The organism is Pseudoruegeria sp. HB172150, from assembly GCF_013184805.1.
In the GTDB taxonomy this organism is placed as follows: Bacteria; Pseudomonadota; Alphaproteobacteria; order Rhodobacterales; family Rhodobacteraceae; genus Psychromarinibacter.
Genome location: NZ_JAATNG010000001.1, coordinates 360,694 through 383,869, shown reverse-complemented (window position 1 = coordinate 383,869; position 23,176 = coordinate 360,694). Strand labels below are relative to the sequence as shown.

Here is a 23,176-nt window from a genome sequence, read left to right as displayed (position 1 = left end):
GAACGCACAACCGTAAGGCAGATTGCTCGTCTGACAGAGATGTCCCGACGCCGCCGCAATAGAAGAAGACCCATCTACATATTGTCAGCGACGTCATCGTTGACCCAGATGCTGATTTAAGAGAGGCTTTGTATAGTGGGATGATAGACGTAACCAGTCTACAAACGGGGCGATTAAATGGGGCAGCCAGCACGTCAGTCCGCTGGTTGGGAGGTTACTGTACGCGGGGCAGATAACGCACTCCCGGACCAGTTGGACGATGTCGTTCAGTCAACGACAAGCTTGCGCAAGATAATCTACTACGGCGAGGCACTTCGGACGGTCTCGCCCTGCTTTGGCGAGACGCCGATGGCAGGACCGGACCGGCCGACGGTGGCCTGGCTGGAAGAGACCTATGACCGGCTGCAGGCCGACCGGCCCGACGCCACGCCCGAGGAATTCACCCTCTATTTCATGTCCGTTGTGCTCGGGCGGATCGAGGATGCCGAAGCAGCGCGCCGGGTCAGACTCGACTCGATGCGTTACATCGTAAGATCCGCCGCGGTCCTGCCACCGGATTACGCGCCCATCATCAGGGACGCCCGCAAACGCCTGAAAGAGCATGCGAGGCAGGACGAGGCTGCGCCAACGCCGGTGGCCCGCTTTGTCGAGGCCGAAAAGGAACGGCTGGCAGCATACTGGAACACCGCACCGGAGCAACCGGCGCCGGAAATCGCGGCACTCCGGCCGCCGGCAAATTCGGTGGCCCGGACAGGGGCGGGCGAGATGACCGAGTGCCCCGCCGCGCCGGAACAGCCCCGCACGCGGCATCGGGGAAAACCGATCACCCGGTACAGCCGCTCTCCGAACGCGCTCCGCGATCCGAGTTCCGGCCGCGCACCGCGTCGCCTCGCCCCGCTGCTCGGCGCGATCGGCCTTGGTTCCGGCGTCCTGCTGACCTCGTTCGGCATTCTGCAACTTCTGAGCCAATAGCCGGCGGGTCCGCCCGGAAACCTGCGATCTCGGGCCCGTCCGGCCACTCGCCTGATCTTGCGCGTTGTCTCATTGCGTTCCGACGCCGGAAATACGCAAAGCGACGCATGATTTTGCTGGAGCGGACGTGCCGCTGTAAGTACGGCAATTGCTGTCCACCTGCACCCGTCCCCACACGACGTTTGCGCTAACATGCCTGAAATCAATGACTTGACCCCCCGTCCCCATGGGGACGCCCCCTTCGCCCTTCCCGTTCCCGTCCCTCTGCCCTAGCTTCTGCCCATGGCCGTCCTGCTCCCCCTCTTCGCCGACTGGTTCGCCTCCCGCGGCTGGTCCATCCACCCCCACCAGCAGGCCATGCTGGACCGGGCAGAGGACCCCGCCCTTCTCCTCATAGCCCCCACCGGCGGCGGCAAGACCCTGGCCGGTTTCCTCCCCTCCCTCGCCGAGCTGGCCCCCGGCACCCACCAGGGCCTCCACACCCTCTACGTCTCCCCCCTCAAGGCCCTCGCCGCCGACATCAGGCGCAACCTCTCCACTCCCGTCGCCGAGATGGCCCTCCCCATCCGGATCGAGGACCGCACCGGCGACACCACCGCCACCCAGAAGAAGCGCCAGCGCGCCGACCCGCCGCACATCCTGCTGACCACCCCCGAAAGCCTCGCTCTGCTCCTCTCCTACGAAGACGCCCCCCGAATGTTCGCCGGCCTGCAGCGCGTCATCGTCGACGAGATCCACGCCCTGGCCGAGTCGAAACGAGGCGACCAGCTCATGCTCGCCCTCGCCCGCCTGCAAAGCCTTTGCCCCACCCTTCGCCGCGTCGGCCTCTCTGCCACGGTCGAGGACCCGCCCGCGCTGGCCAGGCTCCTCGCGAAACACCCCGACCCCTGCGAGATCCTCCAGGCCGATCCCGGCCCCGACGCCGACATCCGCATGCTCGAAACCGAGGAGCGCCCGCCCTGGGCAGGCGGCGGTGGCGCCTATGCCATCCCCGCCGTGCTGGAGCAGGTGAAGCAGCACAGGACCACGCTGATCTTCCACAACACCCGCGCCCAGGCAGAGATCTTCTTTCACAACCTCTGGCTCGCCAACGACGATGACCTGCCCATCGGCATCCACCACGGCTCCCTCGCCCGCGAGCAGCGCCTGAAGGTCGAGGCGGCGATGGTCGCCGGAAAGCTCCGCGCCATCGTCTGCACCGGCACGCTGGACCTCGGCATCGACTGGGGCGATGTCGATCTGATCATCCAGGTCGGCGCGCCGAAGAACGTCAAGCGACTGATCCAGCGCATCGGTCGCGCCAACCACCGCTACAACGCCCCTTCCAAGGCGCTTCTCGTGCCCGCCAACCGCTTTGAGGTGGTTGAATGCGTCGCCGCGCTGGAGGCAGCGAAGGCCCACGATCTCGACGGCGATCCGCGCGGCCCCGGTCCGCGCGACGTGCTCTGCCAGCATATCCTGATCGCCGCCTGCGCCGGTCCCTTCGACGCTGATGAGCTTTATGCCGAGGTCGTCACCGCCGGGGCCTATGCCGCCCTGACTCGCGCCGAGTTCGATGCCTGCCTCGATTTCGCCGCCACCGGCGGCTATGCGCTGCGCGCCTACGACCGCTGGCAGCGCCTGAAGCAGCGCGACGACGGCCTTTGGGAACTGCGCGACCCCCGTGCTGCGCGGCAGATCCGCATGAACCTCGGCACCATCATCGACAGCGACTTGCTGAAGGTTCGCATGCGCGGCCAGGGCGTGCCACTGGGCGAGATCGAGGAAGCTTTCGCCGCGTCCCTCACCCGCGGCGACACATTCCTGATCGGCGGCAAGATCGTGCAATACGAGGGCTTGCGCGAAACCGTGGTCGAGGTCACACGCACGCCCTACCGCAAACCAAAGATCGCCGTCTTCTCCGGCACCAAGTTCGCCACCTCCACCCAGCTCTCGCACCGCATCCTGCGCATGTTCCAGCAGGAACGTTGGCCGGAACTCCCCGCGCACACCGCCGAATGGCTGGCGCACCAGCGCTACGTGTCGAAACTGCCGGAGCCTGACCGCCTGCTGGTAGAGACCTTCCCGTGGGACGGGCGCGAACATCTCTGCGTCTACGGATTTGCCGGCCGCAACGCCATGCAGACCCTGGGCCTCCTCCTCACGCAGCGAATGGAAAAGCTGGGTCTGCACCCGATGGGCTTCGTCTCCACTGACTATGCCGTCCTGATCTGGGGGCTCGACCGCCCGACTGACCCGGCGCCGCTGCTGCAGGGTGGCGATCTGCGCGAGGCATTCGAGACCTGGCTCGCGGGCAACGCCCTGATGAAGCGCACCTTCAAGAATGTCGCCGTGATCTCCGGGCTGATCGACCGAAACACCGGCGGCCAGCGCAAAACCGGCCGGCAAGCGACCTTTTCGTCGGACATACTCTACGACACCCTGCGTCGCTACGATCCGGACCACCTGCTGATGGACATCACGCGCGAGGAAGCCCTGAAGGGTCTTGTCGATTTCGGCCGCATCGAGGAAATGCTGGCCCGCACCCACGGCCGCATCGACCACGTAGCCCTGGACAGAGTAACGCCGCTCGCCGCGCCCTTGTTCCTCGAGGTCGGCAAGGTCCCGGTGGAAGGCATGGCGACGGAACGCCTGCTAGCCGAAGAGGCGGCCCGCCTGATGCAGGAGGCTGGGCTCGACGGCAGGCAACTCGCCTGATCCGGCACCCGCCATATCTTTTCGCCTGTTCCTCCCACGCCTATTGATGGGACGCGAATGGCGCTGCTATGTAGGGCCATGGACATGGAACATTATGAGAACGCCACGCGCTTCCCGCTGGCCGGATCCACGCTCGAAGCGCGCGGTTCCGGCGCGCTCTGGTGGCCGGATGCAAAGCTTCTGGCCGTGTCCGACCTGCATCTCGGCAAGTCCGAACGCATCGCCCGGAAAGGTGGCAGCCTGCTGCCGCCGTATGAAACCGACGACACACTGGCTCGCCTCGACCTTGAAATCGACCGCCTCGACCCGCGAACCGTTGTCTGCCTCGGCGACAGCTTCGACGACGATGCATCTGTCGAGGGCCTGTCCGAAGATACGCGCCTCTGGGTCAGCCGCCTGATGGCCGGTCGTCGCTGGGTCTGGATCCAGGGCAACCACGATCCCGGCCCCGTCGACCTCGGCGGCACCCATCTGGCCGAATTGCAGAAACCGCCTCTCACCTTCCGGCACATCGCCAAGACCGGCGCTAGTGGCGAAGTTTCGGGCCACTACCACCCCAAGGCGGTCCTGAACGCGCGCGGACGGCACGTGTCCCGCCCCTGTTTCCTCTATGATGCTGACCGGGTGATCCTGCCCGCGTTCGGCACCTATACCGGCGGCCTCCGGTCCTCGATGCCCGCCCTGGCCGAACTGATGCGGCCTGAGGCGTTAGCGATCCTCACCGGCCCATTCACCGTCGAGATCCCGATGCCGGGACGCGCCCAATGAATCCGCGCTTCGCCGGATACGAGGCGAAGCTGCACGACAGCTTCGACCGGCAGGCGATGATGACGCTTCTGGGCGCGCGGCTGAGCGCCGTCTCGCCGGGAGAGGTCGAGATCACCGCCCCGGTTCTCGACACCACCCGGCAGCAGCACGGCTACGCCCATGCTGCCGTCAGCTTCGCCCTTGGCGACACCGCTGCAGGCTATGCCGCGCTTAGCCTGATGGAGGAGGAAGACGAGGTCCTGACTGTCGAGATGAAGATCAACCTCCTCTCCCCGGCCACCGGCACGTCCCTGATCGCAAAAGGAAAAGTCATCCGACCTGGCAAGCGTATCGTCGTTGTCAACGCCGAGGTCTGGGCCGAAGCCGGCGGCACCAGCAAACAGGTCGCGCTCTTGCAGGGCACGATGATCCCCGTGCGCGCCTGAAAAGAAGGCACGCGCCTTTTGGCACAGCTCGGTGCGCTGACGCACAGACTTTCTCCCTCGCCAATCGCCTGCAATCGGCCTAATGGGAAATCCATGAAGCGCATCATGCCTCTCGACGACGCTCGCCACCTGCCGCTCTGGCAGCGCCCGGTGTCGCTCCTGCTGCTGATGGCCTTCGCGATGCCCATCGCCTTCGCCACATGGTCGGCGCTACTTAACAACTTCGTCATCGAGGTCGCCGGTTTCACTGGGGTAGAGATCGGCTGGCTCCACACTGTGCGAGAAATCCCCGGCTTCCTCGCCGTCGGAGTCATCGCCCTGATCATGTTCATGCGCGAACAGGTCCTTGGCACCATTGCCCTGCTGCTGCTTGGGGTCTCCACTGCCGTCACCGCCTGGTTCCCGAGCCTCGCCGGGATCCTGACCATCACGATGCTCAGTTCGATCGGCTTCCATTACTTTGAAACGGTGAACCAGTCGCTACAGCTTCAATGGATCGAGAAAAGCCGCGCTCCGCAGATCCTCGGTTGGGTCGTCGGCGTCGGCTCTGCCGCCTCGCTGCTGGCCTACGGCCTGCTGGTCGTGACATGGAAGACCTTCGATCTTTCCTACAACTTCGTCTACCTCGTCTCCGGCGGGGCCACGGCGCTGATCGCCGTCTTCTGCATGATTGCCTACCCGCAATTCGAGGCGCCGCATCCGCAGGTCCGCAAGATGATCCTGCGCCGCCGCTACTGGCTCTATTATGCGCTGCAGTTCATGTCTGGTGCCCGACGGCAGATTTTTGTCGTCTTCGCCGCCTTCATGATGGTGGAACGCTTCGGCTTCGAAGTGCACGAGGTCACCGCTCTGTTCCTGTTCAACTTCCTCGCCAACATGCTGTTCGCCCCGCTGATGGGCAAGGCGGTGGCGGTCTGGGGCGAACGCCGCGCACTGACCTTCGAATACAGCGGACTGGCCATTATCTTCCTCGCCTATGGCGGCATCTACTATTTCGGCTGGGGCATGCTGATGGCGGCCGGCCTATATATCATTGACCACATCTTCTTCACCCTCGCTTTCGCGCTGAAGACCTACTTCCAGAAGATCGCCGATCCGGGCGACATCGCCCCCACCGCCGCCGTCGCCTTTACAATCAACCACATCGCCGCTGTTTTCCTGCCGGCGCTGCTGGGATATCTCTGGATCGTCTCGCCCGGCGGCGTCTTCGTGCTGGCCGCCGCGATGGCCGTGACTTCGTTGATGCTGGCGCTGATGATCCCCCGGCACCCTGAACCCGGTCACGAGACGGTGTTTAGCGGCGGTCTGCCCACCCCGGCGGAGTAGCCAGCCAGACGCCCCGACCTTATATAAGGAACCGGACCCCAGACAGAGGGAGAGACGCGATGTTCATGCTCAAGCAGAAAAAGATGGAGATGGTCGGCGCTGGTGACGCGCTGCCCGGTCGTCCCGACCCGATCCCGACCGCCAGGACGCATTTCGTGTTCGACCGCGACCTGAAGGCGCCGATTCCGGAAGGCATGGAACAGGCGATGTTCGGCATGGGCTGTTTCTGGGGCGTGGAACGAAAGTTCTGGCAGACCGACGGCGTCTGGATGACCGCGGCGGGATATGCAGGTGGCTTCACCCCGAACCCAACCTATGAAGAGGTCTGCACTGGTCGAACCGGACACAACGAAGTGGTTCACGTGGTCTACGATCCGTCCGTAATCTCGTACGAGGAACTGCTGAAGCTGTTCTGGGAGGGCCACGACCCGACGCAGGGCATGCGCCAGGGCAACGATATGGGCACGCAGTACCGTTCCGGCATCTACTATTACAGCGAAGCACAGCGTGAAGCGGCCGAACGTACCAAGGCCGAATTCGCCCCGCGCCTGAAAAAGGCCGGCTACGGTGACGTCACCACAGAGATCATACCGGCACCCGAGTTCTACTACGGCGAAGACTACCACCAGCAGTACCTAGCCAAAAACCCGGCCGGGTATTGCGGCCTTGGCGGGACCGGCGTGACCTGCTCCATCGGGCTGGCCGTTTGACCAACGCGCTGCCGGGCGTCAGCGACGGGGAATGGTATTCCTGCCTGACGCCCGAACTCGAGGCGCTCCGCAGTGCCGCGCGGGAGGCGGTGCATGAGCACGGCTCGATGCATCCGGTTCAGCGCGGCACCTGCGGGCCGCAACTGCGCGACGTCCTCGGTTCCATTGATGATACCGCGATGATCGAAGCGCCGTTTCACTGCGCCTACGGCATCAACCTGCATATCGGCGCAGCAGCGTACCTGAACACCGGCTGCGTGATCCTCGACACCGCCCGGGTTAAAATCGGCGCGCGCACCATGCTTGGCCCCGGCGTCCACGTCTACTGCGCCGACCACCACCACGTTCCAGCCCAGCGCCGCGAGGGGCTGGAACGCGCCCTGCCTGTCACCATAGGCGAGGATGTCTGGATCGGCGGTCGCGCCGTCATCTTGCCCGGCGTGACCGTCGGCGACGGTGCTCTGATCGCCGCCGGTGCCGTCGTCACCCGCGATGTCGCCCCTGGCGCGAAGCTCGCCGGCGTACCGGCCAGACCCATCGGTTGACACGACAGGCGCTTGACGGAGGCGCGGCCCCGCAATAGCGCAACGCAATGACCACATTCACAGCACTGACGACCCTGAGGGGCAGAGACCGCGCCGAGGCGCTTGGCGAAGCGATGGAACGGCTGGAGCCGGAACCGACAGGTGTCGGCGTCTTCGAGATAGAAGACGGCTCCGGTCTCTGGGAGGTCGGCGGCTATTTCACCGACCCGCCAGACGAGGCCGCGCTCGCCCTGCTCACGGCCGCCTTCGGTGCCGCGGAATTCGTCGTTTCCGAGCTTCCCGAAACCGACTGGGTCGCCAAGGTGCGCCGGGAACTGGCGCCGGTCGTTGCCGGCCGCTTCTTCGTCTACGGCAGCCACGATGCCGACAAGGTGCCGGAAGGTTCCATTGCTCTGCTGATCGAAGCGGCGATGGCCTTCGGCACCGGCCACCACGGCACAACGCTCGGATGCCTGCGTGCCCTCGACCGCATGGTCGAGGCGGGTGACGCGCCGGAAACTGTCCTCGACCTTGGCTGCGGCACTGCCGTCCTGGCGATGGCCGCCAAGAAGATCTGGCCCGATACCACTGTGCTCGCCTCCGACATCGACCCGGTTGCGGTAGAGGTGGCCGAGGCGAACTTTGCCGCGAACGGCATGACTGGCAGCGTCGCCTGCCACGAAGCTACCGGTCTCGATCACCCGGCGCTGCAGCAGGCCGCTGCCTACGGTCTGGTCTTCGCCAACATCCTCAAGGGTCCTCTGATCGCACTGGCACCGGATATCGCGTCGGTCACGACGCCGGGCGGAAAAGCGATTCTGTCGGGGATTCTCAATCCCCAGGCCGATGAGGTTATCGAGGTTTATGCACGCTCGGGGTTCAATCTTTTGGCACGCGAAGAGATTGTCGACTGGACAACGCTCACTCTGCAGAGGGTAACCCGGAATTAACGGAGTTTACCGGAGATTGGGGCGGCCTGCCCCATTCTTGCCACATTTCACTTCAATCTTGGCATCGCTGAGACGCAACCAAGACTGGTTAATCTGTAAATGATGTTCTTCACTGTACCAATTCTCCTGGCCACCTTCGGCGTGGTGTTCATCGTCGGGCAGCGCGCGATGGCACCTGAAATGGCCCACTCTTTCGTACAAGGTTCCTAGTATAAGCTTTTCCGCGTCTTCGGACTGAATTTCAGCTACCCTTTTCTTCGTTCTAACTGGACCGCGTCGCTTGCGACGCGGTTCTTTTCTTTTCACACGCATAAATTGTGTCGTATCGAGATTCTGCCACCGGAACATTTACTTGCAGCATCGAGCCGTTACTCTCCGGAAACAATCTATAACTTGTAATGCAACTGTTTCAAGTTATTGGGGTCACTTCGTCTCTTCCCCGCAGAATGTGGCGTAAACGGGGTAAATCGCGCTCATTGCCACATTTCTGCCGCATTCCGACCCGAAAAACTCTCTCGTTCGACGCCGCCTGATCTGCCGAACGGAATTAGAATGACAAGCCTGACGACATTACCGATGACCAATTTTACGATCCGCAAGGCCCAGTCGGTCGAAAGCTTTCGGCACGACGGGATCGAGATCGCCAGGCGGCGGCAACATCGGCGGAGCCTGCCGGTCAGACAGATCGCTCTGTTCCTGCTGGCCGTGTTCGCCTTCAAGATCTTTTTGTTTCTTCAGCTTGGTCCGGTCGCCTATGGCGGCAAGATGGCCGAGCTCTCCCAGGGCGGTACCTTTGAACGCATCGCGGCAAAGGTCATGGTTCTGGATCCGGTATCCGAGCTGCTCGTGGAAGGAGTGACTCGGTCAATTCGCTAGGGTGGGGTTGCACGTGGGGGTGCAAAGAAAGGGCCGCGTTCCGTGGGGGGAACGCGGCCCTTTTGGCGTTTAGATCGTGAGCGGTGTTAGTAGTTGGTGCGACGCGTAATTGCGTCGACATCACCGCGGCTCAGACCCAGGTCGTCGAGCTCGTGGTCCGAAAGACGGGACAGGGCATTGCGGGTCACGCGCGCATCGTTCCATGCGGCGCAGATCCCGACCATTTGGCCGAAGAAACCGGTCGGACGCACAGTGCTGCGACCGTCGACCGAGGGGCGGGCGGAGTCAAAAGATGCCATTGGGATTTATCCTTCTATTGGCGTGTCAACAGCGGCGCGGTCATTGCGTCGTCGGATGCCAGCTAGAAGCGAATTCAGTCGCGAGCAAGGGACCGAATTGCATGTCATCTATGCGATTTGCGCATGTCTTGAGCAGTTTTGAAACGCCCGATTGGCAGAAGCGAGCATCCGGCTCCGAATCTGTCGCGTTCAGACTTGGAAACGCCGCGAACAAACAGGTTTCACAACTTCCGCGCGCGCCCGTCAGTAAGTGCCAGGACAAGCGCTCTTGGCGGATGTTCGCGTTTCGTGCTAAACGATTTGCAAACAAAATCGTGAGCAGGTGACATTTATGCGCGTTTTGGGGATCGACCCCGGCCTCCGGATGATGGGCTGGGGCGTGATCGAGGCTGAAAACGGTCGAATCGCGCATGTTGCGAACGGCGTCTGCCGGTCCGAGGGCGACGACCTCGCGGTCCGCCTGCTCAGCCTATTCTCGCAGCTCACCGAAATCGTCGCACAGTACGCTCCCGCCACCGCCGCCGTCGAACAGACCTTCGTCAACAAGGACGGCGCCGGGACGCTGAAACTAGGTCAGGCGCGCGGCATCGCGATGCTGGTCCCGGCACAGGCCGGGCTGAGCATTGGCGAATACGCCCCGAACACGGTCAAGAAGACCATTGTCGGTGTCGGCCACGCCGAAAAGCAGCAGATCGACCACATGGTGCGCCTGCAGCTGTCGGGCGCCAAAATCGCGGGACCGGACGCGGCCGACGCGCTGGCGATCGCGCTCTGCCACGCCCACCACGTGCAATCCGCAGGCCGCCTGAGCGCCGCGATCCGCCGGGGCGCCGCATGATCGGGCGGCTTGCCGGCCGGCTCGACTATCGCGGCGCGGATCACGTGCTGATCGACGTGGGCGGCGTCGGGTACATCGTCCACGTTTCCGATCGCACACTCGCTGCTCTCCCCGGCCCCGGCGAAGCGGTGGCACTCTACACCGACCTACTCGTACGCGAGGACCTGTTGCAGCTCTTCGGCTTCACCTCGCTGATCGAAAAGGAATGGCACCGTCTTTTGATGTCGGTCCAGGGCATCGGCGCCAAGGCGTCGATGGCGATCCTTGGCACACTCAGCGCCGATGGCGTCAGTCGGGCGATCTCGCTCGGCGACTGGAACGCGGTCAAGGCCGCGCCCGGCGTCGGCCCCAAGATCGCCCAGCGCGTCGTGAACGAACTGAAAGACAAGGCGCCCACGGTTATGGCGATGGGCAGCGCGTTTCCCACGGAGACCGCCTCGCCCGCCGAAGTCATCGAGACTGGAAGCCCGGCATCACGCCCCGCCGCGCCCCGAACCTCCGGCACCGTAGTGGCTCAGGCCGACGCTCTGAGTGCCCTCACCAACCTCGGCTACGGGCCGGGAGAAGCCGCCAGCGCTGTCGCCGAGGCGGCTCAGACGGAAACCGAAACCTCTGCCCTGATCCGCGCGGCGCTGAAGCTGCTGGCGCCTAAGGGATGACCGCATGAGCGAGCCCGATCCGACCCTGCGCCCGGAGCGCCAGCCGGAAGATTTCGACCGCGCGCTGCGACCGCAGATGCTGGACGACTTCATCGGCCAGGCCGAAGCGCGGGCAAACCTGCGCGTGTTCATCGAAAGCGCCCGGCGGCGGAGCGAGGCGATGGACCACGCGCTGTTCCACGGCCCGCCGGGGCTGGGAAAGACCACCCTTGCTCAGATCATCGCCCGCGAGCTCGGGGTGAACTTCCGGATGACCTCCGGCCCGGTGCTGGCCAAGGCGGGCGACCTTGCTGCGATCCTGACCAATCTCGAGGCGCGCGATGTCCTCTTCATCGACGAGATCCACCGCCTGAACCCGGTAGTCGAAGAGGTGCTGTATCCGGCGCTGGAGGATTTCGAGCTGGACCTTGTGATCGGCGAGGGGCCTGCCGCGCGGACGGTGCGGATCGAGCTGCAGCCCTTCACCCTTGTCGGCGCCACTACGCGGCTAGGCCTGCTGACCACTCCGCTTCGCGACCGTTTCGGGATTCCGGTGCGGCTGCAGTTCTATTCGCCCGAGGAGCTGACCGATATCGTCGCGCGGGGGGCGCGGATGCTGGGGGTGGAGGCGGAGCCGGCGGGCGTCACCGAGATCGCCAAGCGGGCGCGGGGGACGCCGCGGATCGCGGGGCGGCTGCTGCGGCGGGTGGTGGACTTCGCCGTGGTCGAGGGGGACGGGCGGCTGACGCGGGACGTGGCCGACGGGGCGCTGACGCGGCTGGGGGTGGATCACCTGGGTCTCGACGGGGCGGACCGGCGGTACCTGGGGATGATCGCCGAGAATTACGGCGGCGGGCCGGTGGGAGTGGAAACTCTGTCGGCGGCGCTGAGCGAGAGCCGGGACGGGCTGGAGGAGGTGATCGAGCCCTACCTGCTGCAGCAGGGGCTGATCCAGAGGACGCCGCGGGGGCGGATGCTGGCGGCGAAGGCGTGGCGGCACCTGGGGCTCGACGCGCCGCGGGAGCCGGGGCAGTCGGACCTTTTCGGGAAATAGAATGGCCCTGCGGGCCATGCCTCCGGCGGGGATATTTCAGACCAGAAGAAGCGGGCGGGGTGGCGCCCGGGGAGGCGGTTCGGTAGGACTGGCCGGGTCTGGAATCGAGGCGTCCCCATGGGGACGGGGGGTCAAGCCCTTGAAAATGTTCATGTTAGCGCAAACGTCTGTCTGGGGACGGTACTGGTGACGCCGGCCGAGGTGGAAGCGCTGTTCACCCGGTCGGACGGGTCCTACCTCTGCGCGCGCTGGGGGCGGCCGATCGCGCCGATCGTCTTCGGCGTCGAGGATGCGACGCTCCAGATCCTGAAAGGCGCCTGCGAGGCGGTGGTGGCGCTGGCCGGGCACCGGATGGCCGAGACCGACCCGGAACTGGGCGCCAACCTGATGGTGTTCTTCTTCCGCGACTGGGAGGAGCTGCTGGCGGTGCCCGATCTTGGCCGGATGATCCCGGACCTGGATCCGCTGGTGGAAAGACTGGTGGCGCAGGGCGCGAACCAGTACCGCGTCTTCCGCTTCGAGCCGGATGGCGCGATCAAGGCGGCCTTCGTCTTCCTGCGGATGGACGCCGCCCTGTCGCAGGTCCCGGCGGAGGAACTGGCGCTGGCGCAGATGGCGCAGAGCATCCTGCTCTGGTCCGACACCGCCTTTGCCAGCCAGTCGCCGCTGGCCATCGCCGGAGACCGGGTGATCCTGCGCCCCGACATCGCCGGCGTGATCGCCGCCGCCTACGACCCGTCGATGCCTGCCGTGGCACAGGATCCGAGCCACGCGCTGCGTCTGTTCGCCCGGCTTTCAGCCGCCGGCTGACCCCCTGCGACGCGTTGTCGGGGGATGTTGTCCTGTCACATGCACCCCATAGGTAAGGGGTAACGAAACCGGTCCGGTGGCACCGGCTGCCGGACATCTGACGAGGAGACGACATCATGACCGACAAGAGCGATTGCCTGAAGAACCTGCAGCAGGCGCTGGAAATGGAGCTGTCCGCCGTGACGCAATACATGCTGCACGCGCTGACCGCCGATGACTGGGGCCTCGACAAGCTGGCCAGCAAGATGCGCGAGGAGATGCAGGAGGAGCTGGGCCACGCTGAATCCTTCGCCGAACGCATCGTCTTCCTTGGCGGCGACCCGCAGATGAAACCCGCCAAGGTCGCGGGCCGCGCTCAGTCGCTGAAGGACCTTTTCGCCGCCGACCTCGAAGATGAGAAGGAGGCGATCTCGTTCTACACCAGGGCCTCCCGCGACGCGATGGATGCGGGCGATATCGGCACCCAGCGCCTGTTCGAGAACAACGCGCTGGACGAGGAAGGCCACATGTCCTGGCTGGAACTGCAGCTGTCGCTGCTCGACCGGATGGGCGAGCCCGCCTATATCGCGATGCAGATCAATGACATGAACGCGGACTGACGGTTTTCGGAGACGTCTGGCGGGCGCCCGGCAGGACAGGCGCCCGCAATCCGGGCTTGCCCGGCGCGGCATATGCCGCCAGCGTGGCGCCCGTGAGTGTCACGACGACGCCGGGAGGCCCGATGCGTTACCGCCAAGACGATCCCCTGCCCGGCTGGTGCGAGCTTCGCCGCTTTGCCATCCACGCACCGGGCCCGGTCACATCGCTGCCGCTGGAACGCCAGTATCCGCGCGAGCGGCTGCTGATCACGCGCGGTCGCTGCCAGATCAGCGCCGGTACGGAAAGCATGGTCCTGCGCGCCGGGCAGTTCTGGGACGCCGACGAGGGTGTCGATGACTGGCGGGTCGCGGCGACCACCGATGACGCAGAATTCCTGCATCTCTCCGGCACCTGGGGCGACGAGATCGCCGGCTGCGGCATCTGGACCCTCGAGAACGAGCCGGAGCCAAGCGACGCGGGCGACCCGGTGCCCTATGCCAAGCACACCCGCATGGACAGCCATTACCATGACTACGACGAGTATTGGTTCATACTGGACGGCGCCGCGACGGCAGTGGTCTCGGGCACCTTTGCCGAGGTCGCAAAGGGCGATTGCGTGACCATCGGCACCGGCCATCACCACGACATGCCCGACGTGAAGCAAAAGATGCGCGGCGCGTTCTTCGAGACCACGCTGGTCCGCCGCAAGCGCCTTGGCCACCTGTGGGAACACACTCACGGCCCCGCCGAACCCGATCCGATCCGATCCGCTGCTGACATGCCCCGCGACTGCGGCAATTTCGCCTGTCTTTGCAGGTGTTAGGCGCCACCACCCCTGATCAACCGCGAAATACCGGCTATACTCAGCCACATGCCCGTGATCCGCGACGCAATCGAAACCTGCCGGCAGTCCCGCCTTTACGGCCGGGTGGCGGACCTCGTGAATTTCACGATATACGCGATGCGCCGATTTTTCGCTGACCGGCTCGACAATTCCGTGGCGGCGCTCACCTATACCAGCCTGCTGGCGCTGGTGCCGCTGCTGGTCATCGCCTTCTCGATCCTGTCGAACTTCAACGCCTTCGACTCGGCGCAGGACCGGATGGAATCGCTGATCTTCGATGCCATCGTGCCGGAAGCCGGCGCCGCGCTGAAAGAGCACCTGTCCTCCTTCACCCACAATGCCAGCGACCTGACCACCCTGGGCGTGGTCGGGCTGGCCTTTACCGCGCTGTTGCTGCTGTCGGCCATCGAGTCGACGCTGAACCAGATCTGGCGGGTGGAGCGGGTGCGGCCGCTTTTCGTGCGCTTCCTGGTGTTCTGGGCGATCCTGACGCTTGGCCCGCTGCTGATGGCGGCGAGCCTGACGCTGACTTCGGACGCGATAAAGCTGGCGGCGGAGTTCCAGCCCTCAACCTATGGTGTGTCGGAGGAATCGCCCAGCCTTGTCAGCCTGCCGGCGTTCCAGACACTGGTCCGGCTGGCGATCTATGTCTTCGGTTTTACCACGCTTTTCGTGCTGGTCCCGGCGCGGCCGGTGCGGGTGCGGCACGCGCTGATCGGCGCCGTCTTTGCCGCCATCGCCTTTGGCGTGCTGGCCTGGGGCTTCAACTCCTTCCTGTTTTCCGGCGCCACCTACAAGACGATCTACGGCACGGTCGCGGCGGTGCCGATCTTTCTGATCTGGGTCTATGCCTCGTGGATGGTGATCGTGCTGGGCGCGGTCGTGGCGGCCTCGATCCCGGACTGGCGGCGCGGCCGAAAGGCGATGCCCAATGGCGCGCGCGAGCCGGGGCGTCGGCTGGAAACCGCGGTGGCTCTGCTGGCCGCGCTGCACCGGCAGGCGCAGAAGGGCGGGACGATCACCGAGGAAACGCTGATGGCCGCGGCCCCGCCCGAGGGCCGGCGCGAGGTGTTCGAGATGCTGGGAACGGCAGGCTACCTTGTCGAGACCGAATCCGCCGGTGTCGCGCTGGTGCGCGACCTGCGGTCGACGACCCTGGCGGAGCTGGCGTCGGACCTTGGCGTGTCGCTTGGGATCGCCTCGGGGCCGGCGGAAACGCGGCCGGCGCGCACCCGCGAGACAGAGGCGGTGCGCGCGCTGCTGAGGAAGCTGCACGAGGCGGAGGCGGACATCCTTGGCACGCCGCTGACCGATGTCATCGCCGGGCTTGGCGGCGACCGGGCGCCGCGGCTGATCACGGGGACGGCGCCGGACTAGGCGCGCCCCTCGCCTGCGGCGGGAGCTTGGGTTAGAGAGGGCGGCACTGCACCGCTGAAAGGCCCGCCGATGCCGCACCGTTTCCCGATCCGCGTCTATTACGAGGACACCGACCTTGCCGGGATCGTGTACCACGCGAATTACCTGCGGTTCATCGAGCGGGCGCGGAGCGAGATGGTGGAGGCGATGGGGATCGACCAGCTGGCGATGAAGGGGGACGGCGTCGTGCTGGCGGTCCGGCATATCGACGCGGACTACCTGCGCCCGGCGCAGTTCCAGGACGATCTGGTGGTGGAGACCGCGGTTTCGTCGATCTCCGGCGCGCGGATGGTGATGGCGCAGGACGTGTACCGGGGGGCGGATCTGCTGTTCGCGGCGAAGGTGACGGTGATCGCGATGACGCTGCAGGGACGGTCCGTGCGGCTTCCGGCAGATATTCGCCGAGCCTTTGGCTGATCACGGGGCTTTGTCTTTCCTTCATAGGTTTTCTTGGCATTTCACCCGGAGATCCGGTAAACACGGGCTCAACTGAGCCCTTACCAAACACGGGCCGAACCAAGAGCAGGACCTATGGAAGCCGATTTCTCCTTTTTCGCGCTGTTCTGGCGCGCGTCTTTTGTCGTGCAACTGGTGATGATCCTATTGCTCGTGGCCTCGTTCTGGTCGTGGGCCATCATGATCCGCAAGCTCATTTCCTACCGCGCGGCGCGGCGCGAGCAGTCGCGGTTCGACGAGAGTTTCTGGTCGGGCGAGCCGCTGGATGAGCTTTACGAACAGCTCGGGCCGACGCCGGACGGGTCGTCGGAGAGGATCTTTGCCGCGGGGATGCTGGAATGGCGGCGGTCGCACCGGCAGGACGGCGGGCTGATCCGGGGGGCGCAGGCGCGCATCGACCGGTCGATGGATGTCGCGATCAACAAGGAGGCCGAGGGGCTGAACGAGGGGTTGCCGTATCTGGCCACGGTCGGGTCTACTGCGCCGTTCGTCGGGCTTTTCGGCACGGTCTGGGGCATCATGAGCGCCTTTATCGAGATCGCGGGGCAGCAGAATACCTCGCTCGCGGTCGTGGCGCCGGGCATCGCCGAGGCGCTGCTGGCCACCGGGCTGGGCCTGCTGGCCGCCATCCCGGCGGTTGTCGGGTACAACAAGCTTTCGGCGGACAGCGACGCGATCGTGGCCAATTACGAGGCCTTCGCCGACGAGTTCGCCACCATCCTCTCGCGCCAGCTGGACAGCTGAGATGGGCGCGGGTGTCATCAAGGGGTCGGGCGGCGCGGAACGGCGCGGCCGTGACCGACGCCGCCGCGGCAAGCGCCGCGCGATGAGCGAAATCAACGTCACGCCTTTCGTCGACGTCATGCTGGTGCTGCTGATCATTTTCATGGTTTCGGCCCCGCTCCTGACCGTGGGCGTACCTATCGAGCTGCCTGAAACCGCCGCAGAGGCACTGCCCGTCGATCAAGAGGAACCGCTGACGGTGACGATCACCGCCGAGGGCGAGATCATGATCCAGACCACGCCCACGGCGCCTGAGGAACTGATCGGCAAGCTTCGTGCCATCGCGGCAGAACGCACGAGCGACAAGATTTTCCTGCGCGCCGATGGTAGCATTCCCTACGCACAGGTCGCCCAGGTGATGGGCGCCCTCAACGCGGGTGGGTTCCGCAACATCGGGCTGGTGACCGAGCAGGGCGGACCGACCCTGGACGGATCGGACGGCTGACGCGCCTTGGATACCGGTACGGTCATATCCGGCGCAGGTCACGGCCTGCTCCTCGCCTGGCTGATGTTCGGCGGGCTGCTGCAGTCGGCGCCGGACGACCCGGTGTTCGATTCCGCTGACGTTTCGCTGGTTTCTGCCGAGGAATACGCCGCCCTGACCCGGCAGGCGGTTCCGACCGAGGAACAGCCGGATGCTACTGTCGACGTCCCCGCGCCGGTCGTGCCCGAGGTCGAAAGCTCGCCGCCCCCGCAGGTGCGCCCCTCCGAACCGCCCGAGGTTCAGGAAACGCCCGAGGTGGCGGAGCCCGAAACCGTCGAGGACACGCCGGTTCCGGTAGAGGAACCGCCCGCGCCCGAGGCCGAGGTCGCCGACACCCCGCCGCCGGAAATCACCCCGCCGGTGGAGGATATTCCCCTTCCCGAGCCCGCCCCCCTTGCCGAGGAAGCACAGCCGCGCGAAGCGCCGCGCGTGGCGCCGATCCCGGTGCCCGACGCCCCCGATGCGCCCGAGATCGCCGACACGCCCGCGCCGCGCGTCTCGCCCGACGCCAACACGGATGTTGTGGCAGAGGAACAGCCGGATGCCGCGCCCGAGGAGGCCACGACCGAAATCGTGACCGAGGCCGAGAAACCCACGGCGCCGGAACGTTCCCCCGTGCCGACGCAGCGCCCGATTGTTACCGCCTCGGCGCAACCCGAACCGGAACCCGAGCCGCAGCCCGAGCCGGCACCGGGAGCCCCTACCGCGCCTGAACCGCCCGCCGAGGAACCGGCGGAGGACCCCGTGCCTGAAGCCCCGGAAACCGATCCGCTGGCCGACGCCATCGCGGGAGCCGTCGATGACGCGCTGAACGAGCCAACGGAAGCCGCGCCGACCACACCTGCCGGACCGCCGATGTCGAGCAGCGAGAAGGAGGGCCTGCGCGTTGCAGTTCAGCAATGCTGGAACACCGGCTCGCTGTCCACGGAGGCGTTGCAGACCACGGTGGTCGTTTCGGTGTCGATGAACCGCGACGGGACGCCGGATACATCGAGCATCCGGATGCTGGACTCGCGCGGCGGCAGCAGCGATGCGGCGGCGCGGGCCTTCGAGGCGGCGCGGCGCGCGATCATACGCTGCGGTTCCAGAGGCTTCCCGCTGCCGGCCGAGAAATTCGACCAGTGGCGCGAGATCGAGATGACCTTCGATCCGAGCGGGATGCGGATGAAATGAGCTGTCTCGCTGCATATCGATGGGCGATGGCCGGTCCGGCATCACTGCCGACGGAAATCGGAGCGGTGAACGTAGCACTCGCTGTGCCTGCCAGTGACTGTGCGTTGCCTGGAAGGGCAGAGTGCATCGAATGCGCCCCCGTCGAAGCCACCGCGCAGCCGGAGCGAAACGGCGTCGCACTGGCGACCGAACCATACCGGAAACGCGAAGCGCTTTCCTCAAACGCAGTGCGCACTACCGTCGTTGGCACGTTCGGGGTGAACCGGGACGGCACACCGAAGGCAGGCGCGATCACGATGACAGGCTACAGGGATGGCAGGAAAGACGCCGCAGCCGACAAATTCGTGGTGGCGCGCCGTGCTATCCTGCGGTGTAGCGGTCGGGCTTATCCCTTGCCGCGCAAAAAGCACCTGGACTGGAAACACACAGAAATGACATTCAATCCTGAGAGGATGAGGATCATATGACCCGGCTCCTTTTTCTGGCCCTTTCGCTGGCGCTGGCCGGCCTGTCCGCCAAGGCGGAGGCGCAGGCGCGCGAGCCGCTGCGGATCACCATCGACGAGGGCATCATCGAGCCGCTGCCTTTCGCGATCCCGTCTTTCGTGGCGGAGAATGCCGGGGCCGAGGGGCTGGCCGCGCAGATCAGCCAGGTTGTGTCCTCCGACCTGACCGGGACGGGCCTGTTCCGCGAGATCCCGCGAGAGGCCTACATCTCCAACATCACCAGCTTCCAGAGCCCGGTGCAATACGCGGACTGGAAGGCGATCAACGCGCAGGCGCTGATCACCGGCGCCGTCAGCACCACCGCCGACGGCAAGGTCGTGGTCAAGTTCCGCCTGTTCGACGTGTTCTCGGAGAACCAGATGGGCGACGGGCTGCAGTTCGTCGCCAGCCAGGACAGCTGGCGCCGCATGGCGCACCGTGTCGCCGACACCGTCTATTCGCGGATCACCGGTGAGGGCCCCTATTTCGACAGCCGCGTCGTTTTCGTTGCCGAAAGCGGTCCGAAGGATGCCCGCCGCAAGCGGCTGGCGGTGATGGATTACGACGGCGCCAATGTCGAATACCTGACCGACAGCAGTTCCATCGTGCTGGCGCCGCGCTTTTCGCCCAATGGCGAGCGGGTGCTTTACACCTCCTACGAAACCGGCAGCCCGCGCATCCACATCCTTGACGTCAACACCGTTGCCCGGCAGGCGCTTGAGCAGGAGGCGGGCGCGATGTCGGTGGGGCCGTCCTTTACCCCCGACGGGCGCCGCGTGATCTATTCGCTGGCCCGCGGCGGCAATTCGGACCTTTGGGAGCTGGATCTGACCACCGGCGCCAAGCGCCAGCTGACCGATGCGCCGTCGATCGAGACCTCGCCCAGCGTGTCTCCGGATGGACGTTTCATCGTGTTCGAAAGCGACCGGTCCGGAACGCAGCAGCTTTACATCATGCCCGCCGGCGGCGGCGAGGCGACGCGGATCAGCGCCGGCGCCGGCCGCTATGGCGCGCCGGTCTGGTCGCCGCGCGGCGACATGATCGCCTTCGTCAAGCAGAACAACGGCCGGTTCCACATCGGCGTGATGCGCACGGACGGGTCCGAAGAGCGCCTGCTCACGGCCTCGTTCCTTGACGAAAGCCCCACCTGGTCGCCGAATGGCCGCGTGATCATGTTCACCCGCGAAAGCCAGGGCGCCGAGGGCAGTGCCTCGCTCTACTCGGTCGATATCAGCGGCCGCAACCTGCGCCGGGTGCCCACCGAGGGCGCCGCGTCGGACCCGGCATGGTCGCCGCTTCTGCAATGAGGACGGGCAGTGGCGAATTCGTTCCCAAAGCCTTAATATGATGCTAATCACGCTCGCATCGAGCAACAACGACCCACAAGAGGCCCGTTAAAATGACCCCCATCCGGATTGCCCTCGGCTCTCTCGCCCTGGTCGCCCTGGCAGCCTGTTCCAACCCCGACCGGTTCGGCGAAGGTGCCGGCGACGTGAACGGCGGTTTCGATCCGAACGCCTATGCCGATGCGACGAACCCGTCCTCGCCGGCCTATTTCAACCAGACCATCGGCGACCGGGTGCTGTTCGCGGTCGACCAGAGCACGCTGAGCGCAGAGGCGCAGTCGGTGCTGCAGGGTCAGGCGACGTGGCTGACGGACAACCCGGAATACACCGCCACCATCGAGGGCCATGCCGACGAGCAGGGCACCCGGGTCTACAACTTCAACCTCGGCGAACGGCGCGCCAACGCGGTGCGCGAATACCTCGTGTCGCGCGGCGTGGCGCCGAACCGGCTGACCACAATCAGCTACGGCAAGGAGCGCCCGATCGAGATCTGCTCGGACGAGGCGTGCTATTCCCAGAACCGCCGCTCCGTGACGGTACTGAGCGCCGGACCCATCAGCTAAACGAACGGAGGCTGCCGTGCAGGGGTGGTTGAAAGGATCGGTTCTGGCCCTGGCGCTCGCGCTGGCGCCGGTGGCGAAACCGGTGGCGGCGCAGGACAGCGCGACGCTGGCGGATATCCGGCAGGAACTGTCGGTACTCTATGTCGAGCTGCAGCGGCTCAAGCGGGAGCTGTCGACCACCGGCGCGCCGGTGGCCAGCCTCGGCGGCAGCACCGCCATCGAGCGGATGGACCGCATCGAGGAAGAGCTGCGCCGGATGACGGCGAAGACCGAGGAAATGCAGCTGCGCATCAACAGCGTGGTCGAGGACGGCACCAACCGCATTGGCGACCTGGAATTCCGGCTCTGCGAGCTGGAGGCGGATTGCGACATCGGCAGCCTTGGTGACACGCCGACCTTGGGTGGTGAGGTGCAGGGCGCAGCCGAAATGCCATCGGTCACGCCGCTGCCCGAAACGACGCTTCCCGCCGGAGCCGAGATGGCGATGGGCGAGCAGGCCGATTTCGACGCCGCCCGCGCCGTTTACGATTCCGGCGACTACCAGCAGGCGGCGGCACAGTTCCAATCATTCACCGAGACTTATCCCGGCGGCCCGCTGAACGCACAGGCGCATTATCTGCGCGGAGAGGCGCTGACCCAGCTTGGCCAGACCGCCGATGCAGGGCGCGCTTATCTCGCCAGCTTCTCGGGCAGCCCCGACGGCCCCAATGCGCCCGACGCGCTGCTCAAGCTCGCGTCATCCCTCAGCCAGCTTGGCCAGGTGGACGAAGCCTGCGTGATGCTGACCCAGATTGGCGCGCGCTTCCCGTCCTCGCCACAGGCGCAGACGGCCGTGGGACAGGCGCAGTCGCTTCGCTGCCAATGACGCCGACGCCGGAACAGGCGGTTTCGGCGCATTTCCAAATGACCTGCCCCGACGGACCGGGCCGTATTGCCGTGGCGGTGTCGGGCGGCGGCGACTCGCTGGCGCTGCTCTGCCTGATGCGCGACCGTTTCGCGGATGTCGTGGCACTGACCGTCGATCACGGCCTTCGCCCCGAAGCGGCGGAAGAGGCGCGCACCGTGGGCGACATCGCCGCCACCCTGAACGTCCCGCATGACGTGCTGCGCTGGCGGTGGGACGGCGCCGGCAACCTTTCCGAAGAGGCACGCAAGGGGCGCTACGCGGCCCTCGCCGCCTGGTGTGTGGCGAACGATGTGGCCCATTGCGCCACCGGCCACACCCGCGACGACAATGTCGAAAGCTTCTTTCTCGGACTGATGCGCGGCGCGGGCCTCGACGGGTTATGCGGCATGAGGCCCACTTTCGAAACCGATGGCGTGACCTTCCACCGCCCGCTGCTGGAGATTTCCCGCGACGCCCTGCGCACCGAACTCCGCACCCGCGGCATTGCCTGGATCGAAGACCCGACCAACGACAACACCGCCTATGACCGCGCGCGCATCCGCAAGGCGCTTGCCACGCTTGACCTGCCCGACGATCAGATCGCCCGGTCCGTCGCCAATCTCGCCGCGACTCGCCGCGACCTCGGTTTTGAACTGGAACGCCGCCTGTCCGGTTCGTGGCGGCTGGACGGCCCCGATCTCGTCGTCGAAACAACCTGCTGGGACGGCCTGACAGCGGAATTCCGCCGCCGCACACTGACCGCCGCCATCCGGTTTCTGACCGGGACCCAGCACGCCCCACGCTCTGCCTCGCTGATGCGGCTGGTACAGGCGGACTGGTCCGCCCTGCCCGGCCCGGCAACCTTGCAGGGCTGCACCTTTGCCATGGACCCGGGCGGCCTCCGCATTGGCCGTGAACTCGCGGCGGTGTCTGATCCGGTGCCCAGCCGGGAAAAATGGGACAACCGCTGGACCGCCGAAGGGCCGCATGGCGACGACGCGACGATCCGCGCCACGGGCGAAGCCGGTCTGCTGCAGCTTGATCCGGCGTGGAAGGACGGCACGATCCCGCGCCGCTCGATGCTGGCCGCTCCATCGCTCTGGCGAGGAGACAGACTCACCGCCTGTCCTTTCGCCGATCCGGCCGATTCCGGCGCGCGGGAAAGCTGGCGCTGGTCACCGCAGGACGACAGTAACCGTTTTATCGCATCAATCCGCTCCGCCTGAGCCGATTGGTGGCGCGGATTGCCGCAAGGAAGCTCCTTTTGCGTTGAA

25 protein-coding genes are annotated in these 23,176 nt (G+C 65.7%); 24 read left to right on the top strand and 1 reads right to left on the bottom strand.

The genetic code is table 11. The annotated features are described in order from the left end of the window. The first annotated feature begins 282 nt into the window (after positions 1–282). From HCO70_RS01835 to HCO70_RS01795, 9 genes are all read left to right on the top strand, one after another. Positions 283–972 carry a hypothetical protein gene (locus HCO70_RS01835; protein ID WP_172292523.1) on the top strand — a complete coding sequence of 230 codons (690 nt, stop codon included), beginning with the start codon at positions 283–285 and terminating at the stop codon, positions 970–972. 282 nt (positions 973–1,254) lie between these two features. Then, positions 1,255–3,669, top strand: a complete 2,415-nt coding sequence (locus HCO70_RS01830; protein ID WP_172292521.1) for a ligase-associated DNA damage response DEXH box helicase — start codon at positions 1,255–1,257, stop codon at positions 3,667–3,669. A gap of 78 nt (positions 3,670–3,747) precedes the next feature. Further along, positions 3,748–4,437: a ligase-associated DNA damage response endonuclease PdeM gene (pdeM, locus tag HCO70_RS01825; RefSeq protein WP_253913086.1), complete on the top strand. Its 690-nt coding sequence runs from the start codon at positions 3,748–3,750 to the stop codon at positions 4,435–4,437. After that, entirely contained in the window at positions 4,434–4,862 is a 429-nt protein-coding gene (locus HCO70_RS01820) for a PaaI family thioesterase (protein ID WP_172292517.1), read from the top strand. The genes pdeM and HCO70_RS01820 overlap by 4 nt, the downstream gene beginning before the upstream one ends. A gap of 93 nt (positions 4,863–4,955) precedes the next feature. Further along, positions 4,956–6,188 carry an MFS transporter gene (locus tag HCO70_RS01815; protein ID WP_172292515.1) on the top strand — a complete coding sequence of 411 codons (1,233 nt, stop codon included), beginning with the start codon at positions 4,956–4,958 and terminating at the stop codon, positions 6,186–6,188. Positions 6,189–6,247: 59 nt separating this feature from the next. Beyond that, complete coding sequence (gene msrA, locus HCO70_RS01810) at positions 6,248–6,898, top strand: peptide-methionine (S)-S-oxide reductase MsrA (RefSeq protein WP_172292513.1); 651 nt, start codon at positions 6,248–6,250, stop codon at positions 6,896–6,898. Beyond that, complete coding sequence (locus HCO70_RS01805) at positions 6,895–7,443, top strand: sugar O-acetyltransferase (RefSeq protein WP_253913085.1); 549 nt, start codon at positions 6,895–6,897, stop codon at positions 7,441–7,443. The genes msrA and HCO70_RS01805 overlap by 4 nt, the downstream gene beginning before the upstream one ends. A gap of 47 nt (positions 7,444–7,490) precedes the next feature. Next, positions 7,491–8,372 carry a 50S ribosomal protein L11 methyltransferase gene (locus tag HCO70_RS01800; protein ID WP_172292511.1) on the top strand — a complete coding sequence of 294 codons (882 nt, stop codon included), beginning with the start codon at positions 7,491–7,493 and terminating at the stop codon, positions 8,370–8,372. 576 nt (positions 8,373–8,948) lie between these two features. Then, entirely contained in the window at positions 8,949–9,248 is a 300-nt protein-coding gene (locus tag HCO70_RS01795; protein ID WP_216665230.1) for a hypothetical protein, read from the top strand. An 86-nt stretch (positions 9,249–9,334) separates the two neighbouring features. On the opposite strand, the gene HCO70_RS01790 is transcribed toward HCO70_RS01795, so the two are convergent. Then, positions 9,335–9,547, bottom strand: coding sequence for a DUF1127 domain-containing protein (locus HCO70_RS01790; RefSeq protein ID WP_172292507.1), 213 nt, complete (start codon positions 9,545–9,547; stop codon positions 9,335–9,337). Positions 9,548–9,878: 331 nt separating this feature from the next. Here HCO70_RS01790 and ruvC point away from each other — a divergent pair, with 331 nt between their 5' ends. The 15 genes from ruvC (at position 9,879) to tilS (ending at position 23,128) form a co-directional block, all read left to right on the top strand. Further along, entirely contained in the window at positions 9,879–10,385 is a 507-nt protein-coding gene (gene ruvC / locus HCO70_RS01785) for a crossover junction endodeoxyribonuclease RuvC (protein WP_172292505.1), read from the top strand. After that, positions 10,382–11,044, top strand: a complete 663-nt coding sequence (gene ruvA, locus HCO70_RS01780) for a Holliday junction branch migration protein RuvA (RefSeq protein WP_172292503.1) — start codon at positions 10,382–10,384, stop codon at positions 11,042–11,044. Before ruvC ends, ruvA begins: the two co-directional genes overlap by 4 nt. A gap of 4 nt (positions 11,045–11,048) precedes the next feature. After that, complete coding sequence (gene ruvB / locus HCO70_RS01775) at positions 11,049–12,077, top strand: Holliday junction branch migration DNA helicase RuvB (protein WP_172292501.1); 1,029 nt, start codon at positions 11,049–11,051, stop codon at positions 12,075–12,077. Between the two features lie 186 nt (positions 12,078–12,263). Next, positions 12,264–12,887 (top strand): hypothetical protein, encoded by a 624-nt coding sequence (locus HCO70_RS01770; RefSeq protein WP_172292499.1) that lies wholly within the window; start codon positions 12,264–12,266, stop codon positions 12,885–12,887. Positions 12,888–13,003: 116 nt separating this feature from the next. After that, the gene (locus HCO70_RS01765) at positions 13,004–13,486 is read left to right on the top strand and encodes a bacterioferritin (RefSeq protein ID WP_172292497.1); all 483 of its coding nucleotides are present in this window, start codon (positions 13,004–13,006) and stop codon (positions 13,484–13,486) included. 122 nt (positions 13,487–13,608) lie between these two features. Further along, positions 13,609–14,289: a cupin domain-containing protein gene (locus HCO70_RS01760; protein WP_216665229.1), complete on the top strand. Its 681-nt coding sequence runs from the start codon at positions 13,609–13,611 to the stop codon at positions 14,287–14,289. A 48-nt stretch (positions 14,290–14,337) separates the two neighbouring features. Further along, positions 14,338–15,687: a YihY family inner membrane protein gene (locus HCO70_RS01755; protein WP_216665228.1), complete on the top strand. Its 1,350-nt coding sequence runs from the start codon at positions 14,338–14,340 to the stop codon at positions 15,685–15,687. A 69-nt stretch (positions 15,688–15,756) separates the two neighbouring features. Further along, positions 15,757–16,143 carry a YbgC/FadM family acyl-CoA thioesterase gene (locus HCO70_RS01750; RefSeq protein WP_172292494.1) on the top strand — a complete coding sequence of 129 codons (387 nt, stop codon included), beginning with the start codon at positions 15,757–15,759 and terminating at the stop codon, positions 16,141–16,143. Positions 16,144–16,257: 114 nt separating this feature from the next. After that, entirely contained in the window at positions 16,258–16,926 is a 669-nt protein-coding gene (tolQ, locus tag HCO70_RS01745) for a protein TolQ (RefSeq protein ID WP_172292492.1), read from the top strand. Between the two features lies 1 nt (position 16,927). Then, positions 16,928–17,410 (top strand): protein TolR, encoded by a 483-nt coding sequence (gene tolR, locus HCO70_RS01740; protein WP_172292490.1) that lies wholly within the window; start codon positions 16,928–16,930, stop codon positions 17,408–17,410. Positions 17,411–17,416: 6 nt separating this feature from the next. Continuing rightward, complete coding sequence (locus HCO70_RS01735) at positions 17,417–18,622, top strand: hypothetical protein (protein ID WP_172292488.1); 1,206 nt, start codon at positions 17,417–17,419, stop codon at positions 18,620–18,622. A gap of 463 nt (positions 18,623–19,085) precedes the next feature. Beyond that, a complete protein-coding gene (tolB, locus tag HCO70_RS01730; protein WP_172292487.1) occupies positions 19,086–20,414 on the top strand; it encodes a Tol-Pal system beta propeller repeat protein TolB in 1,329 nt (442 codons plus the stop codon). A 92-nt stretch (positions 20,415–20,506) separates the two neighbouring features. Then, positions 20,507–21,016 (top strand): peptidoglycan-associated lipoprotein Pal, encoded by a 510-nt coding sequence (gene pal, locus HCO70_RS01725; RefSeq protein WP_172292485.1) that lies wholly within the window; start codon positions 20,507–20,509, stop codon positions 21,014–21,016. Between the two features lie 16 nt (positions 21,017–21,032). After that, complete coding sequence (gene ybgF / locus HCO70_RS01720; RefSeq protein ID WP_371742139.1) at positions 21,033–21,881, top strand: tol-pal system protein YbgF; 849 nt, start codon at positions 21,033–21,035, stop codon at positions 21,879–21,881. Further along, positions 21,878–23,128: a tRNA lysidine(34) synthetase TilS gene (tilS, locus tag HCO70_RS01715; protein WP_216665227.1), complete on the top strand. Its 1,251-nt coding sequence runs from the start codon at positions 21,878–21,880 to the stop codon at positions 23,126–23,128. The genes ybgF and tilS overlap by 4 nt, the downstream gene beginning before the upstream one ends. Positions 23,129–23,176 lie beyond the last annotated feature (48 nt).

Bases quoted from the DNA above. Each gene is read 5' to 3' on its own strand.
- HCO70_RS01750 (WP_172292494.1), top strand. From the start codon at position 15,757: ATGCCGCACCGTTTCCCGATCCGCGTCTATTACGAGGACACCGACCTT.
- ruvB (WP_172292501.1), top strand. From the start codon at position 11,049: ATGAGCGAGCCCGATCCGACCCTGCGCCCGGAGCGCCAGCCGGAAGAT.
- HCO70_RS01830 (WP_172292521.1), top strand. From the start codon at position 1,255: ATGGCCGTCCTGCTCCCCCTCTTCGCCGACTGGTTCGCCTCCCGCGGC.
- HCO70_RS01820 (WP_172292517.1), top strand. From the start codon at position 4,434: ATGAATCCGCGCTTCGCCGGATACGAGGCGAAGCTGCACGACAGCTTC.
- HCO70_RS01790 (WP_172292507.1), bottom strand. From the start codon at position 9,547: ATGGCATCTTTTGACTCCGCCCGCCCCTCGGTCGACGGTCGCAGCACT.
- HCO70_RS01795 (WP_216665230.1), top strand. From the start codon at position 8,949: ATGACCAATTTTACGATCCGCAAGGCCCAGTCGGTCGAAAGCTTTCGG.
- tilS (WP_216665227.1), top strand. From the start codon at position 21,878: ATGACGCCGACGCCGGAACAGGCGGTTTCGGCGCATTTCCAAATGACC.
- ruvA (WP_172292503.1), top strand. From the start codon at position 10,382: ATGATCGGGCGGCTTGCCGGCCGGCTCGACTATCGCGGCGCGGATCAC.
- HCO70_RS01755 (WP_216665228.1), top strand. From the start codon at position 14,338: ATGCCCGTGATCCGCGACGCAATCGAAACCTGCCGGCAGTCCCGCCTT.
- HCO70_RS01760 (WP_216665229.1), top strand. From the start codon at position 13,609: ATGCGTTACCGCCAAGACGATCCCCTGCCCGGCTGGTGCGAGCTTCGC.
- pdeM (WP_253913086.1), top strand. From the start codon at position 3,748: ATGGACATGGAACATTATGAGAACGCCACGCGCTTCCCGCTGGCCGGA.
- ruvC (WP_172292505.1), top strand. From the start codon at position 9,879: ATGCGCGTTTTGGGGATCGACCCCGGCCTCCGGATGATGGGCTGGGGC.
- HCO70_RS01815 (WP_172292515.1), top strand. From the start codon at position 4,956: ATGAAGCGCATCATGCCTCTCGACGACGCTCGCCACCTGCCGCTCTGG.
- msrA (WP_172292513.1), top strand. From the start codon at position 6,248: ATGTTCATGCTCAAGCAGAAAAAGATGGAGATGGTCGGCGCTGGTGAC.
- HCO70_RS01765 (WP_172292497.1), top strand. From the start codon at position 13,004: ATGACCGACAAGAGCGATTGCCTGAAGAACCTGCAGCAGGCGCTGGAA.
- HCO70_RS01800 (WP_172292511.1), top strand. From the start codon at position 7,491: ATGACCACATTCACAGCACTGACGACCCTGAGGGGCAGAGACCGCGCC.
- tolR (WP_172292490.1), top strand. From the start codon at position 16,928: ATGGGCGCGGGTGTCATCAAGGGGTCGGGCGGCGCGGAACGGCGCGGC.
- pal (WP_172292485.1), top strand. From the start codon at position 20,507: ATGACCCCCATCCGGATTGCCCTCGGCTCTCTCGCCCTGGTCGCCCTG.
- tolQ (WP_172292492.1), top strand. From the start codon at position 16,258: ATGGAAGCCGATTTCTCCTTTTTCGCGCTGTTCTGGCGCGCGTCTTTT.
- tolB (WP_172292487.1), top strand. From the start codon at position 19,086: ATGACCCGGCTCCTTTTTCTGGCCCTTTCGCTGGCGCTGGCCGGCCTG.